Source organism: Candidatus Binataceae bacterium, assembly GCA_035308025.1.
GTDB lineage: Bacteria > Desulfobacterota > Binatia > Binatales > Binataceae > JAJPHI01.
In genome coordinates this window covers 92,255-106,388 of the sequence record DATGHL010000004.1, presented here as the reverse complement: position 1 = coordinate 106,388, position 14,134 = coordinate 92,255, and the positions used below count along the sequence as shown (strand labels likewise).

General features: G+C 62.0%; 15 protein-coding genes. All 15 read right to left on the bottom strand.

The annotated features are described in order from the left end of the window. Positions 1 to 1,335, bottom strand: coding sequence for an LLM class flavin-dependent oxidoreductase (locus VKS22_01005; GenBank protein ID HLW69177.1), 1,335 nt, complete (start codon positions 1,333 to 1,335; stop codon positions 1 to 3). 18 nt (positions 1,336 to 1,353) lie between these two features. Then, positions 1,354 to 2,145, bottom strand: a complete 792-nt coding sequence (locus tag VKS22_01000) for an alpha/beta hydrolase (protein ID HLW69176.1) — start codon at positions 2,143 to 2,145, stop codon at positions 1,354 to 1,356. Positions 2,146 to 2,203: 58 nt separating this feature from the next. Further along, the gene (locus VKS22_00995) at positions 2,204 to 2,662 is read right to left on the bottom strand and encodes a nuclear transport factor 2 family protein (GenBank protein ID HLW69175.1); all 459 of its coding nucleotides are present in this window, start codon (positions 2,660 to 2,662) and stop codon (positions 2,204 to 2,206) included. Between the two features lie 220 nt (positions 2,663 to 2,882). Beyond that, on the bottom strand, positions 2,883 to 3,440 hold the full coding sequence (locus VKS22_00990) for an RNA methyltransferase (GenBank protein ID HLW69174.1): 558 nt from the start codon (positions 3,438 to 3,440) through the stop codon (positions 2,883 to 2,885). A 1-nt stretch (position 3,441) separates the two neighbouring features. Next, positions 3,442 to 4,131 carry a tRNA (guanosine(37)-N1)-methyltransferase TrmD gene (gene trmD / locus VKS22_00985; GenBank protein ID HLW69173.1) on the bottom strand — a complete coding sequence of 230 codons (690 nt, stop codon included), beginning with the start codon at positions 4,129 to 4,131 and terminating at the stop codon, positions 3,442 to 3,444. A gap of 22 nt (positions 4,132 to 4,153) precedes the next feature. Next, positions 4,154 to 4,729 (bottom strand): ribosome maturation factor RimM, encoded by a 576-nt coding sequence (gene rimM / locus VKS22_00980; GenBank protein HLW69172.1) that lies wholly within the window; start codon positions 4,727 to 4,729, stop codon positions 4,154 to 4,156. A gap of 7 nt (positions 4,730 to 4,736) precedes the next feature. Beyond that, on the bottom strand, positions 4,737 to 4,973 hold the full coding sequence (locus VKS22_00975; protein ID HLW69171.1) for a KH domain-containing protein: 237 nt from the start codon (positions 4,971 to 4,973) through the stop codon (positions 4,737 to 4,739). A gap of 45 nt (positions 4,974 to 5,018) precedes the next feature. Next, a complete protein-coding gene (gene rpsP, locus VKS22_00970) occupies positions 5,019 to 5,273 on the bottom strand; it encodes a 30S ribosomal protein S16 (GenBank protein ID HLW69170.1) in 255 nt (84 codons plus the stop codon). Between the two features lie 29 nt (positions 5,274 to 5,302). Beyond that, positions 5,303 to 6,643 carry a signal recognition particle protein gene (ffh, locus tag VKS22_00965; GenBank protein ID HLW69169.1) on the bottom strand — a complete coding sequence of 447 codons (1,341 nt, stop codon included), beginning with the start codon at positions 6,641 to 6,643 and terminating at the stop codon, positions 5,303 to 5,305. Positions 6,644 to 6,942: 299 nt separating this feature from the next. Next, positions 6,943 to 8,625: a tetratricopeptide repeat protein gene (locus tag VKS22_00960; GenBank protein HLW69168.1), complete on the bottom strand. Its 1,683-nt coding sequence runs from the start codon at positions 8,623 to 8,625 to the stop codon at positions 6,943 to 6,945. Between the two features lie 108 nt (positions 8,626 to 8,733). Further along, complete coding sequence (locus tag VKS22_00955) at positions 8,734 to 10,266, bottom strand: YifB family Mg chelatase-like AAA ATPase (GenBank protein ID HLW69167.1); 1,533 nt, start codon at positions 10,264 to 10,266, stop codon at positions 8,734 to 8,736. Positions 10,267 to 10,523: 257 nt separating this feature from the next. Further along, positions 10,524 to 11,033 carry a hypothetical protein gene (locus tag VKS22_00950; GenBank protein ID HLW69166.1) on the bottom strand — a complete coding sequence of 170 codons (510 nt, stop codon included), beginning with the start codon at positions 11,031 to 11,033 and terminating at the stop codon, positions 10,524 to 10,526. 76 nt (positions 11,034 to 11,109) lie between these two features. Next, positions 11,110 to 12,342, bottom strand: coding sequence for a CoA transferase (locus VKS22_00945; GenBank protein ID HLW69165.1), 1,233 nt, complete (start codon positions 12,340 to 12,342; stop codon positions 11,110 to 11,112). 2 nt (positions 12,343 to 12,344) lie between these two features. Further along, on the bottom strand, positions 12,345 to 13,541 hold the full coding sequence (locus VKS22_00940) for a CoA transferase (protein HLW69164.1): 1,197 nt from the start codon (positions 13,539 to 13,541) through the stop codon (positions 12,345 to 12,347). A gap of 58 nt (positions 13,542 to 13,599) precedes the next feature. Further along, positions 13,600 to 14,085 (bottom strand): DUF2141 domain-containing protein, encoded by a 486-nt coding sequence (locus VKS22_00935; GenBank protein ID HLW69163.1) that lies wholly within the window; start codon positions 14,083 to 14,085, stop codon positions 13,600 to 13,602. Positions 14,086 to 14,134 lie beyond the last annotated feature (49 nt).

Here is a 14,134-nt window from a genome sequence, read left to right as displayed (position 1 = left end):
TCACGCTAAAGCCGCGGCGTTGGTGGTCGGCTGATACTGTTCCGCGCCCGCCAGCGGTCGTGAGCCCGGCCGGCATTCGAACGGATCGGTCAAGCCGCGTTCTTTGGCGAACTGGCGGAGCGGCGGAATGACGTCGCGATTGAGCAGCTCGAGACAGCGGCGGCGTTCCTTGGCCGAGACCGGGCCGTCAAGCCAGAACGAAAAGATTCCGGGCCGGAGCGCATCGATGACTTTTTTGAGCTTGGGGATCACGTGGTCAGGGGTCCCGGCGATCATCTGCATATCCTTCAGGACTTGGGGGTAGCCGGCATAGATACTGCGCTTAATCGCTTCGATCTGCTCGTCGGTCTCCTCGCCGGTCGCGGCGAAAATCGGCTTGCCGGAGGTGTTGGGACCGTCGAGAGTCGCGAGGCGGCGGGTCGCCGCCTTGGAGTTGTAGCCTGGCGGAAACATCCACTCCGGACGTGCGAAATGAGCAAAGGCGCCGCCGAAGAGCAAGCGCTTGCCCAGTTCCTCGGCGCGCTCCTGGCTGTCGTTGATCATGACCGGCTGCAAATAACCGAAATTCTCCGGCCCCGCCTGATAGCCCGCGCGCGCCGCGGTCTTACCGTAAAGCTCGAAGAGATCGATGGTCGGTTCGAGTTTGGTGGCGAGGGCGACGTAGGGATAGCGGCGCTTGGCGCACCATTCCGCGGTGTCGGGACTGATCAGCCCCGGAATCCAGAATGGCGGATGGGGTTTCTGCAGCGGCAGGACCCACGGATTGACCTGGCGGAAGTGAAAATTCTTGCCCTCGTAACGGAACGGCCCGGGCGTCGTCCAGGCCTTCTCGATAAAATCGACGCCTTCCTCGAACAGCTCGCGATTCTTGGCGGGATTGGTGTTGTTGGCGAACTGCTCGCTGCCGGCGCCGCGCACCCAGCCGGTGGTCAGCCGGCCGCCGGAGATCAGGTCGATGGTCGCGAGTTCCTCCGCCAGGCGCAGCGGGTTCCCGACTGTCGCCACCGGATTGCCGAGCAGCGTAATCCGGATGCGCTTGGTCTTGGCCGCGATCACTGCCGCCTCGACGTCCATCACGGCGCCCAGACAGAAGGGCGTGCCGTGATGCTCGTTGAGCATGACGCCGTCGAAGTTGAGCAACTCCTGATCGGTGTAAACCTTCTCGTCGAGATACTGATTGATAATCTTCGCCCCGTGCTCGGGATCAAAGAAACGATTCGGCGTACCGTAAAAGCTGCGCAAGCGGAGTATCTGATTCTCCAGCTCGCGATACTTTTCGGGCTCGGTTTCGGGATCGTAATGATATGCGCGCTCGGTGAACCACATGAAATGCATGAGAATCGCTCCTGCTGTCTAGCGCAGAAAATTTGTGACTGTGCTGACGAATTGGCCGGTTTGCTCAATCTCGGGCCGATGGCCGCAGTTATCCAGAATCGCGAGTTTCGACCCGCTCAAGGCGCGATGGTAAGCGGCGATGGCGGCGTGCGGAATCACGCGATCGTCGCGACCCCAGACGATTAAAGATTCGACCTTGCCCGCGCTCTCGAGCAGATAAGGCAGGCTCGGCGTATGGAAGTAGGGTTGCCACGCGATGCGCGAGAACTCGGCGCGCGCGTCATCCCAGGCCTCGAATTGCTCCGGCGTGCTCTCACCACCATAGAGGATACCGAACTCGGGCGTTGCAGCGCGATTATGGACGGTCGCGTTGAGGTACTTGTCGGCCGGCACCTGGAACAGATCCATGATTTCGCCTTCGGCGGGTTTGATGCCGCCGGGCGCGACCAACACCGAACGGCGAAACTGCGCCGGATTGTTCGCGATCATTTCGGCCGCGACCCACCCGCCGAAGGAGAAGCCGATGACGTCGGCGCGCTCGAGGCCCTGTTCGCGCAGAAAGCGCGCGTAGAAGCAGGCGAGATCGCGTACATTCTCGATCCATCCAAGCCGCGGAGTCTGCCCGAATCCCGGCGCGAAGGGGATCACCAGCGTCCGCTCCTTGGCCAAGGCGCGTTGCCAGTTCAGCCATCCGGCATAGCCAAGTTCGTCGTGCAGCACTAAAAGTGGTGCGCCGCTGCCGCCCTTGATCACCGGCATCTCGATTCCGGCGATACGAACGAGTTCCTGCTTCCATTCTTGCGATGCCATCAAACCTCTTCGACCCTCGGAATTACTGCGAGCAAGCGAACGTCACACGCGCGCCGCATCAGCGCCACTTCGCGAGAAAATCGCCGCGCTCGGTCTTCAGATCAACCGGCACCGAGGCGTGGACGTGAACGATCATCCATGTGCCGTTGATTTTGCGATAGACATCGGTTTCGCGCAGGTTCAGTACGAACGGCTTGCCCTCCTGCGTAGTGCCGCGGATGTACTGAATCATGTGCGTATAACCGAACTGGTCGTCCGCGGTGGCGGTCAGCTCGCCGAGCTTGTAACTTATCGGCCCTTTGAGCGCGTCGAGGAAATTCTTCCAGTCGCCGCGAAACGCGTCCCATCCGATATAGGCCCTGGGCGGATACATGTCGAAAACGAAGAGTTTATCGCCCGGCAGGTAATGGCTCATGATGCCGTCGAGATCGCGCTTTTCCGCGTCGGCGGCGATGCTGAGCTGGATCGCCTTGATTTCGCCGGCACTGCTTGCGCGAGCGGCTGTCGGAGTAATCATTGCGAGGATGATAGCGCCTACCAGAACGAGGGCTATGCCCAATCCTGATCGATCTCTTCGCATCGTGGCCGGTTGACCTTTCCGCACGCTACGATCTTGTGTCAATTCTTGTTTCAACATCGTCGCAGGCCGGATTGTGCGCCCAAACACCGGGTCTTTATACCTTTTTTCAGGACAGCGTCAACGGGAGGGTCGGCCAATAAATTTGCTCGAGCGCGGTTCAGCTTCCGCAGAGACGGTCGAGAATGATGCCGGCGGCGGCGCGCACCGAAAGATGATTGTACGAGCCCGGGCCATGGATCGGCGCGAGCACGAGGTCGGCGCGCTCGAGAATTGCCGGCGCGAGGCCGAAGCCGGTCCCGAGCATCAGCATCAGGGGCGGCTCGGCGGCGCTTTCGCGGACGCGGCGGAGTTCCGCGAAACTGATCCCGTTTTCCACTCGCGCCGAGGTGTAAACCAGCCGCGGCCGCGTCCCCGCGATCCGTTCGGCTGCGGCAATCGCATCGTCGAGGGTTTCGACGATCTCGGCTAAATCGAGCGCTTCCCGCCGCCGCGAATCGTATAGGCGCCCATAGTCAAGCCGCCAGTGATCGAGCACGCGCAGTGCGAAATCGCGCTGTTCGACGATCGGATGAACGACGTAAAAGCCGCGCACGCCATAGGTCCGCGCGGCGCGCGCGATGTCGTGAAGGTCGAGACTGGTGATCGCCGAGGTGACGACGCGGCCGTTGCGGTCGAGCACCGGATGATGGAGCAGAGCGACGAACAGCTCCGCCACGTCAGGCTTTGCGCTCGCCGCCGATTAGGTCCGGGCGGCGGCGCGCTGTCCGTTTGCGCGACTCGGCTGCCCGCCACTGCCTGATCTTGCCATGATCGCCGCTGAGCAGGATTTCCGGCACGCGCATCCCGCGGAACTCTTCCGGACGAGTATATTGCGGATATTCGAGCGCGACAGTGACGCCAAACGACTCCTCGCGCACTGAGTCGGCATTTCCGAGCACTCCTGGTATCAGCCGCGCGACTGCTTCGATCAAGGTCATCGCTGCGAGCTCGCCGCCGCTCAGCACGTAGTCGCCGATTGAAATCTCACGGTCAACCAAGGTGCGGACGCGTTCATCAAAGCCTTCGTAGCGGCCGGCGATCAACATCAGACCGGGGCGGAGGCTCGCAAGCTCGCGCACCAGCGGCTGGTCGAGCACTTCGCCCTGCGGCGTCATCAGGATGCGTGTGAGGCCCGGTGCGGTCGAATCGACCGCGTCGATCGCGGCGGCGAGCGGCTCGGGCCGCAGCACCATCCCGCAGCCGCCGCCGTAGGGAGTGTCATCGACCTGGCGGTAGTTTCCCAGGCCGTGCGCGCGCAGGTCGTGGGTGTGGATCGAAACCAAGCCCTGCCGCTGGGCCCGGCCCATCAGGCCCGCGTCGAGTGCGGAGAACATCTCGGGGAATAATGTGATTACGTGAAACTGCATAGTTGCTTTTTTGACGCGCGAATCAATCGAGCAACCCGGGCAGCGACGTGATCGTGATTTGGCGCGCGGCAAAATCGAGCTGCTTGATGACGTCGGCGATAACCGGGACCAGTACTTCGGTTGGACCTTCGCGCACGATCATGACGTCGTTGGCGCCGGTGGCGAAGATCTCAGCCACTGTACCCAGGCGGCGGCCGTCGGTGGTAACGACGGCGCATCCGATCGCGCGGAAGTCGTAGAACTCATTCGGTTGCAGCGCCGGCAAGTCACGCTCGGCGACGAGAATCGCGCGGCCGCGCAGCGACTCGGCCGCGGTGCAGGTCTCGATCCCCGCGAGGGTCAGCCTGACTCCTCGATGACCGAGCTTCTGTACCGTCTGTATGGTGTAGACGCGGCAGCCGTCATCGTGCTCGAGCGTGATCTGTCGTCCGGCTGTGAGTGTGGCGGATTCGGGCTGATCGAGTGACATGACAACGCTCCCGTTCAGGCCGTGCGGCCTGCCGATCTGTCCGATACGAATATAACCCCCGGTATCCGCGCCGCTTGCGGCGGTCTTCCCTGCAGCTATATTTCTCGCAGCTCTCTTGGGCCCCGACACGGCGGCCCTATTTCTCTTCGATGATTTCGAGGACAACCTTGCGATTTGTGCGCGAGGCGACGGCGTTAAGAATCGTGCGAATCGATTTGGCGGTGCGGCCCTGTTTGCCGATTACCCGCCCGAGATCTTCCTTGGCCACGCGCAATTCGAGAATTGAGGCGGTATCGCCCTGAGTCTCCCTGACTTCCACCGCGCCCGGATCGTTGACCAGTTGTTGCGCCAGAAACTCGACTAGATCTTTCATGGCTGGCTCCGGGGCGGCGGACATGACTGGCTCCCTGGACACGGATCAGGTGGACTGGACAGCATCCCCCGCGAGCTTTATCAGCTTGCGCACGGTATCGGATGGGCGCGCTCCCGCTTTGATCCAGCGTTCGGCTTCGCCCGCTTTCAAGGAAACCTTGGCCGGCGCCGTCGACGGGTCGTAGGTGCCGATATGGTCGACGAAACGCCCGTCACGCGGCGAGCGTGAATCTGCGACGACGATCCGGAAAAAGGGTTTTTTGCGCGCGCCGTGACGCCGCAGCCGAATAACAAGTCCCATGCGTTACCTCGGTAATATATCTATCGATTCTAGCGCCCAAACCCAAGTCCGCGCATCATCGCGCCGCCGGCGCCCATCTTGGTGACTTTCTTCATGACCTTGCGCATCTGGTCAAATTGCTTGAGAAAGCGATTAACTTCCTGCACCGAGGTGCCGCTGCCGCCGGCGATCCGGGCGCGGCGGCGGCCGTTGAGCAGCAGATGATTGCGCCGCTCCTGAATCGTCATCGAGTCGATGATGGCCTGAATGCGCAGCATCTCGCGGCGGGCCTCATCGGTGTCGGTGGCGCCGGCAATCTTCTTGAGGCCGGGGATCATGCCGAGCAGATCACCGATCGAGCCCATCTTTTTGATGGTCTTGAGCTGCTCGCCGAAATCCTCGATCGTGAATTCGTTTTTCTTGAGCTTGCGCTCGAGCTCCTTGGCCTGGCCTTGATCAAAATTTTGCTGGGCCTTTTCGATTAGGCTCAGCATGTCGCCCATGCCGAGGATGCGCGAGGCGAGGCGGTCAGGATGGAAGACCTCGAGCGCGTCGAGCTTTTCGCCCATGCCGGCGAAGAGGATTGGCGCTCCGGTGATCGCGCGCACCGAGAGCGCCGCGCCGCCGCGCGCGTCACTGTCGAGCTTGGTCAGGATCAGGCCGGAAATCTTGAGCCGGTCGTGAAAGCCTTGGGCGACGTTGACGGCGTCCTGACCGGTCATCGCGTCGGCGACCAGGATCGTATGATGCGGCTGCGCGGTGCCCTTGAGCCGCGCCAGCTCGTCCATCAGCTCTTCGTCGATCTGCAGGCGACCGGCAGTATCGATGAGGAGCGCGTCGTGCCCGGCTAAATCAGCTTTCGCCAGCGCGCGGCTGACGATCTCGACCGGGTCCTGATCCTCGCGGCTCTCCACGACCGGGACGCCGATCTGAGCGCCGAGCACGCGCAACTGCTCCATTGCGGCCGGGCGGTAGATGTCGGTCGAGACCATCAGGGGATGGCGCTTGCGTTCGTTCTTCAGAAAGAGCGCGAGCTTGGCCAGCGAGGTCGTCTTGCCGGAGCCTTGCAGGCCGACGAGCATGATCTTGACGGGCGGCTTAACCTTGAGGTCGAGCTCGCGCGCCTGCCCGCCCATCACCTCGCGCAATTCGTTAGCGACGAAGCGGATCAGGTGCTGCTCGGGGCTGAGTGAGCGCAGCACCTCCTGGCCGAGGGCTTTCTTTTTTACATGATCGACGAAATCGCGAACGACCTTAATATTGACGTCGGCCTCGAGCAGCGCGCGCCGCACCTCGCCGAGCGCTTCCTCGATATTGCGCTCGGTGATCCGACCTTGGCCGCGAAGTTTCTTGAAAACGCCTTCGAGGCGATCACTTAGAGTGTCGAACATGGATCAACGTTGTGGCGAATAAATTTGGCGAGCTGGGACGATCTCTCGAAGCGTACCAGCACGATGAGTTAAAGGTAGGCGGCGACTTATGCCCTGTCAAACCATGCACGCCCGCCTTAGCAGGTCACGCTGATCCTTTCTCCGACTTCTGTTTTGTCGTTCCCGCGGATGCCTGCCACGCGGAAATCCCGGATTAATGGCCGCATTATTTCCTTTATCATGCGTGAAAACTCCTTGACACCACCTGAGCGGCTCCGGGCTTGAGCGGGCGGGCAGGATTCTCTAAGTCTCGACGGTTCCTAATGTGCTTTGCCTGCCTCGAACAAGTCGGGATTCAGGCGGAAAGCTTCCTTTAGCTCAGCGACGGCGGCGTCGTGCTGGCCCTCGGCATTAAGCGCAATGCCGAGGGCGTAGTGGGCCTTGGCATAGTCGGGATTAAGGCGAATGGCATTCTTGAGCTCAGCGATAGCAGCGTCAGGCAGTCCCTCGCCATAGAACATATAACCCAAGTTATAGTGGGGCCTGGCATCGCCGGGATCGAGGTGGATGGCCTCCTTGAACTCGGCGATGGCTGCATCGTGCTGGCCTTCGGCCTCTAGCGCACCCCCTAGGGCGTTGTGGGCCTCCGCATAGTTAGGATTGACGCGGATGGCTTTCTCAAATTCGGCTACGGCAGCATCGGGTTGGCCTTCGAAATAAAGTGCGGCCCCCAGGTTGTAGTGGGCTAGGGCAAAGTCGGGATCGAGACGGAGGGCTTTTCTATACTCGGCGATGGCGGCGGCGTGCTGGCCCTCGTGATCAAGGGCAGCGCCTAAGTTGTCGTGGGCCGCGGCATAGCCGGGATTAAGACGCAGGGCTTGCTTGTATTCGGCGATGGCGGCGTCGTGCTGGCCTTCGGAATTAAGCGCAATACCAAGGTTGTTGTGGGCCGTGGCAAGGTCGGGATTGAGACGGAGGGCTTCTCTGTACTCGGGGATGGCGGCGTCGTGTCGGCCCTCGACATCAAACGCAGCCCCCAAGTTGTTGTGGGCCGCGGCAAGGCCGGGTTCGAGGCGGAGGGCCTCCTTGAGCTGAGTAATGGCCTCGTCGTGCTGCCCATTGGTATTAAGGGCAAGAGCCAGGTCATTGTCCACCTCCGCGTCGTTCGGGTTGAGGCGGAGGGCTTCCTTGTATTCGGCGATCGCTTCAATGGTGTTCCCAGATAAAAGGAGATAATTGCCGCGCAGATGATCCAGGGCTTCACGACTCGCAGTGGCCTCAGGCAAGCGACCTGACTTCAATACGTCGCTGAGAATTTGGGCCGCTTCCTTGTAGGACCCGCGGGCGCCTAGCGCGAGCGCCAAAACGGTCTTGGCAATTTGAGCGATCTCCTGAGGAAGAGGCAACTTATCGAGCGTGGCGAGTTGTGAGCTCGGAAATTCCTCAAGATTAGACTGGGGTTGGAAGATACGCTGGGGATTCACTACGGTCAGCCAAGGTTCTTGGGTGCCTTCCACCACGAAAGGCCGCAGGACAAGAGCAGCTCGGAGCCAACGGCCGATTTTGAGCGCTTCAGCTTGCTGGTCATCAGCATCAGGAGGAAGAGGCCGCTCGATCTGCTTTACGTGCGCGATCCCCCGCAACTGCTCGCTGCTTTGGAACTGAAGAAATATGCTGTTTTGGTACGCGCTCTGCTGTTCGCGATTTTGGTCCCCAGGCACTTCGGCAATCAATATGCCGATTTGTCCGTCCGTGAAGGAACATGGCAAACCCCAATATCTGTACGTCAGCCAGCCGATTATTGACGACACAATTGCTACGCCCAACGAAAAAACGATTACCGAACGCCAGAGGGCGAATCTTTGCTCGCCTCGGTAATCGCGTAGATACCAGTAGCGAAAGTACGCGAAGATTGCCGTCAGGGCTACGACGGCAATTGCTATTCGCCGTGGATACTCAAAGAAGAGGCCACCAAATTGGATAAGGAACTTGAGTATGTCCACGCTTGTGAGCTTGGCTCAGGTTAGGTTTATCGGTTCATTCAGGAGACTACCGTCCATTCGCTCGCATCCGCGTTATTACACATTCCCTGAATGGACGATATGGTTGGGTTACAGCGCGAGGCGGTCGAGGGAGCGATACTGAATCGCCTCGCTCAGGTGATGGGCTTGGAGCGGACCGCCGTCGTCGAGGTCGGCGATGGTGCGCGCGACCTTGAGGATTCGCGTGTAGGCGCGCGCGCTCAGTCCGAGGCGGTTGATCGCGAGCTCGAGTAGCCGCTCGCCGCCGCTCTCGACCTGGCAACAGGCGTGCAACTGGCGCGCGCCCATCTGGGCATTGCAATAGATCGACAAGCCGCGAAAGCGTTCGAGCTGAAGCGCGCGGGCGCGATTGACCCGCTCGCGAATCGTCAGCGAAGTCTCGCTCGAAGTGCGATCGGTCAACTCGCGATACTTAACCGCGGGCACCTCGATATGTATATCGATGCGATCGAGCAGCGGCCCCGAGATGCGCGAGCGATAGCGCTGGATCACGATCGGCGAGCAGCTACATTCGTGCTGCGAATCGGTGAAGAAACCGCACGGACAGGGATTCATCGCCGCAACCAGCATCACGCTGGCCGGGAAGGTCACGGTGCCGAGCACGCGAGCGATCGTGATGCGGTTGTCTTCGAGCGGCTGGCGCAGGACTTCGAGGACGTTCTTACGAAATTCGGGAAGCTCGTCGAGAAACAAGACGCCGTTGTGCGCTAGGCTGACTTCGCCGGGACGCGGGAACGGTCCGCCGCCGATCAGTCCGGCGTCGGAAATCGTATGATGCGGTGAGCGAAACGGCCGCGTGGCGATAAGCGCCAGGCCGTCGAGGATGCCCGCGACGCTATGGACCTTGGTGGCTTCGATCGCCTCCTCGAAGGTCATGGCGGGCAGGATGGTCGGGAGCCGCTTCGCGAGCATCGTCTTGCCGGAGCCGGGCGGCCCGATCATCAGAACGTTGTGGCCGCCGGCGGCGGCGACTTCGAGCGCGCGTTTGGACTGCTCCTGACCCTTGACTTCACTGAAATCGAGGTCATAGCGGCTGGCGGCCTCGAAGAGTTCGCTTAAATTGGCATTGGCCGGGGGCGGCGTGCGCAACTCCTCGAAGAATTCGATCGACTCCTGGAGGGTCTCGACGCCGATTACTGCGACGCCTTCACCGATCACGGAAGCCTCCGCGGCATTCTCGCGCGGCAGCACGATCCCGTCCATTTTGCGCGCACGCGCGAGCAGCGCGCTGGGTAGTGCGCCCTTGACCGGCTTGATTCGGCCGTCCAGCGCCAGTTCGCCCAACACCAGATAGCGGTCGAGACGTTCGCGCTTTTCGATCATGCCCGCCCCGGCGAGGATGCCCAGTGCCATCGGCAAGTCGAAAGCGGAGCCCTCCTTGCGGGTATCCGCGGGCGCGAGGTTGATGGTGATTTTGCTGCCGGGGAACTCGTAGCCGGAGTTGCGAATCGCCGAGCGCATCCGGTCGTAGGCCTCGCGGACGGCGCCCTCGGCCAGCCCGACCATGCGGAAGGAGGGCGCGCCGCCGCCGATATCGACTTCGACCTCAACCGCGAAGGCGTCAACCCCGGCGATCGCGCTGGAGAGTACGCTGGCTAACAAAGCGCGTCGGCCTCTCTGACGCCGGCTAATCTTGCGTGAAGCCTTGGCACGTAAGGCAGTATAGTGAATTTGCAGAGGCGAAGTGCAGCCCAAACGCGCTGCAAACTTTGTCTCTACTCAGTCCCGTGAGCCGTCGAGTCCGCGAACTTGCGGGAGAATCAAAGGGGGGCCGCGTCAGCGGTCCCCCCTTGGTTCGTGATTCGTATCGTCGGTGGCTGGGCAGAAATCTCACAGCCCGCGATACGTCGCGATGAGTGTCAGCGAACGCTGGAGCGCGGCGTCGTGATCTCGAAAACGAAGCCGGATGGATCGAGCACTGTGACGATCGCCTGCCCGTTGCCAGTTCCCCCGCCAGTAGAACCGACGATCGTCTGCGGGTATTGCTGCCCCGGCGTTGCGCCGCCGGCTCCATTGCCCTGGACCGGGCCAATCGTGTCGAAGGCGCGGCCGCCGATGCGGAAGTGCCAGGTCACCAGGGCGGTATCGAGCGGTCCGGATGCCGGCAGGCCGGCGATAAACGCGCCCACGGTGAAGAACGTACCGATCACAGGAGTCGTGATCGTACTGCAATCGATCGCCGTGCTGCTCTGGGCGATCGTACCGCCGGCATAGACCGGCGCGGTGGCGGTAAAAAACGTTCCGGTCGAATCGAACTTCGCGTCGGTCGCCGCGGTTGCGCAGACGTCGAAGCTCGCGGCGAACAACGGCGTTGCCGTCGTGCAGACGCCAGCCAAGGCCAGCAGGCCAATGGAATTGCGAATCTTCATTTGAGTATCTCTCCCTTCAGATTTTCAGGTGAGAAATGCGCTTGAATAAATCCGCTGTCAACCGGAAACTTGTGCCTCACTCCCATACCGCGCCGCACGCGATTAGCTCCGCGCGCACGGCAGCGTCGTGGCCGAGCAACTCGCCGAGTACGTATTCGTTCGCGGAACCGATCAACGGCGAGGGCGTGCGAATCGAGGCCAGCGGCGGGGACGAATGGGCAGGTATCCCGGTTACGCGTGTCGTTGCGCCGTCCGGCAGGGTGACGGTGCTCCAGAAATTCCGCGCCTGAAGCTGCGGATTGCGGGCGCACAAATCCGCACCGTTGCAGACCACGCCGGCGGCTACGCCTGCCGACTGCAGCCGCGCCATCGCCTCTTCGGCATCCTGCGCGAGCGTCCAGCGCGTGACGTTTTCGTCCAGCTCTGCTGAATTTCGTATCCGCAAATAGAGTGTGCGGAACTTCGCCGCGCCGGTCCACGCGGGCGCGCCGATCGCGGCAACGAAGCGCTCCCACTCGGCCTGCGTGCCGACGCTGATCGCGATCCAGCGGTCGTCGTCTTCGCTATGGCCGCGCCGCGCGGAGTCGGCCGTCTCCCGAAGCGGAAGGCATCGATAGACCCCATGCGGCGCCGCCGGCGCCTCTTGCGAGCGATACTGCGGCGGCGACTGCTCCCGCCCATTAACCGCGATATCGAGCAGGGCCGGGCCGATCACGCTCGTAACCGCCTCGAACTGCGAGAGATCGACGAACTGTCCTTGACCTGTGCGCCGTCGATGCCAAAGCGCGATCAGCGCGGCCAGCGCTCCCGTATACCCCCCGCACATATCAGCGTATGAGTAGCCGAAACCGGCGGGCGCGCCGCTCGCCTCCGCCATCAGGAGCGTGTAGCCGCCAAGTGCCTGGAGCGTCGGCCCGTAACTGACGTAGCTGGCGCGCGGGCCGGTATGGCCCAGCCCGGACATACTGATGCTGATGATGTCGGGCTTGATCGGCGACAGGCTGGCGTAATCCATGCCCCATCCGCGCATCACGCGCGCCGAGAAGTTGTCCATCACGAGGTCGCTGAGCCGTGCAAGGCGGCGCGCGATCTCGATGCCGCGCGGATGCGACATGTTCACTGCGATCGAGCGTTTGTTGCGATGGAGCTCGCCTTGCAGGCCAGTCTGACGCGAACCCAGCGGGCCGGGCCGCCGTTCGAGCTTGATCACTTCCGCGCCGTGGTCGGCGAGGATCCGCGTGGCGACCGGACCGGCCACCACCCAGGTGAAGTCGAGCACGCGGATACCTTCCAGCGGCAGAAGGGCCATTCTCAGATGATTCCCTCAGCGGCGAGCGCCGCGAGTTCGCCGGCGTCGAGACCGAGTTCGTCGCGCAGAACCTCGTTCGTATGCTCACCGAGGGGCGGTGGCCGCCGATAGAGCCGCCAGGGCGATCCGCTGAAGAGATAGGGCGCGCCAGGGTAGCGGAAGCTGCGGCCCAGCTCCGGATGCTCGACCTCGACAAAGTAGCCGCGCGCGGCGAGTTGCTCATCCGTGAAGAGCGCCTCGGGATGGCGGACGCTGGCATAGGGCAGACGCAGGGTCTGTGCGTGTTCAAGCAGCTCGTCGCAAGTGTAATTCTTCACCCATTCATCGAGCACGTCGAACAGGTGCTCGGCGTGCTCGGCGCGATAGACCACATCGATCCATTGCGGCTCGACGAGATCTTGCGCCATCCCGTCGGACGCTACCCATTCGACCAGCGAGGTCCAGTCGCCCAGCGTGCAATGCATGATGTAGCCATCGCGGCATCGCCCGACGCGGAAATAACGGCTCCAATGGAGCGTGCCGCGACGCGGCTCGACGCGGCCCTCGCCAAAGTAGCTGCCGGCGACATGCTCGACCGCGGCTGCGGTCGCCTCCTGCATACTGAGATCGATCCACTGGCCGGTACCGTCGCGATCGCGGGCAAAGAGCACACACAGGGTCTCGATCGCGCCGAAGTAGGCTGATGCGTGATAGGCCTGCAAACCTAGCGGGCGCACGGGTTGTTGTCCGGGCGAGCCGTTGACATAGAGCATTCCGCCCTGCGCCGCCAACACGGTGTCATCGGCGAGATAATCGCGAAACGGCCCGCTCTGTCCAAACGGCGCGATCGAGAGCAGGATCAGCGCCGGGTTGAGGCGATGCAGCAGGTCCCATCCGAGACCAAGATCGCGCAGGACGCCGGGGGCGAAGTTCTCGATGATGATGTCCGCCGAGCCCGCGAGCTTGAGCAGAATCTCCGCGCCCGCGGGTTGGTGAAGATCGAGCGTGACCGAGCGTTTGTTCAAGTTGTAAAACCAGAAGAACTGGCTGCGATCGCGATGGGGCTGATCATCAAGAAAGGGGCCGATCCGCCGTCCGGGGTCGCCGCCGGGCGGTTCGATCTTGATCACGTCGGCGCCCATGTCCGCCATCAGGCGCGCGCAGAGTCCGGCGCGATAGTCGGTGAGATCGAGCACGCGCAGTCCCTGCAAGGCGCTCATGGCCGATCACCCCGTGATGGATTTCGCGTCATGCGGATGGTTCCGGCGCGCGCGGAACTCATCGATATACGATCGTAATCGGGGCCGTTACGATGCCGGTGCCGGGGTACTTAAAGCTTGCTGCAGCGAACGACGGCGGTGAGAAAGTGGCTTTGGCATTGTTGGAAAAGCCATACCCTTTGGTCGGCATCCCAATCCAGTTGAAGTCCATCTTGCCGTTCTCATTCTCGTCGTGCAGGACGGTGGCCGCGTAGGTGCCGGCGGGCACATTCGCAAAATTGAAGACCGCGACACCACCGCTGATCGGGACATACATCCCGCGGAACTCGCGAGAGGCGTCGCGCGGAAAGCCGTCAGGGCCTTTGAAAAGACCGCAACCAACGCGCCCATGATCGTTGCGGAGACCGCTGACGACCACGCGGATGCCTGGCGCGGTATTCGAACCCGCGTCTGCGGCCAGAGTCGCCGCAGCGATCAACCCGCCTGCGCTCGCCACGATCACAACCATCCAGCGGGCGATTATGCTCGATTTCAGATTCACCATTTTCCTCACCTTCAGAATCATCCACTAATCTATGCTAACCTGAACCGCG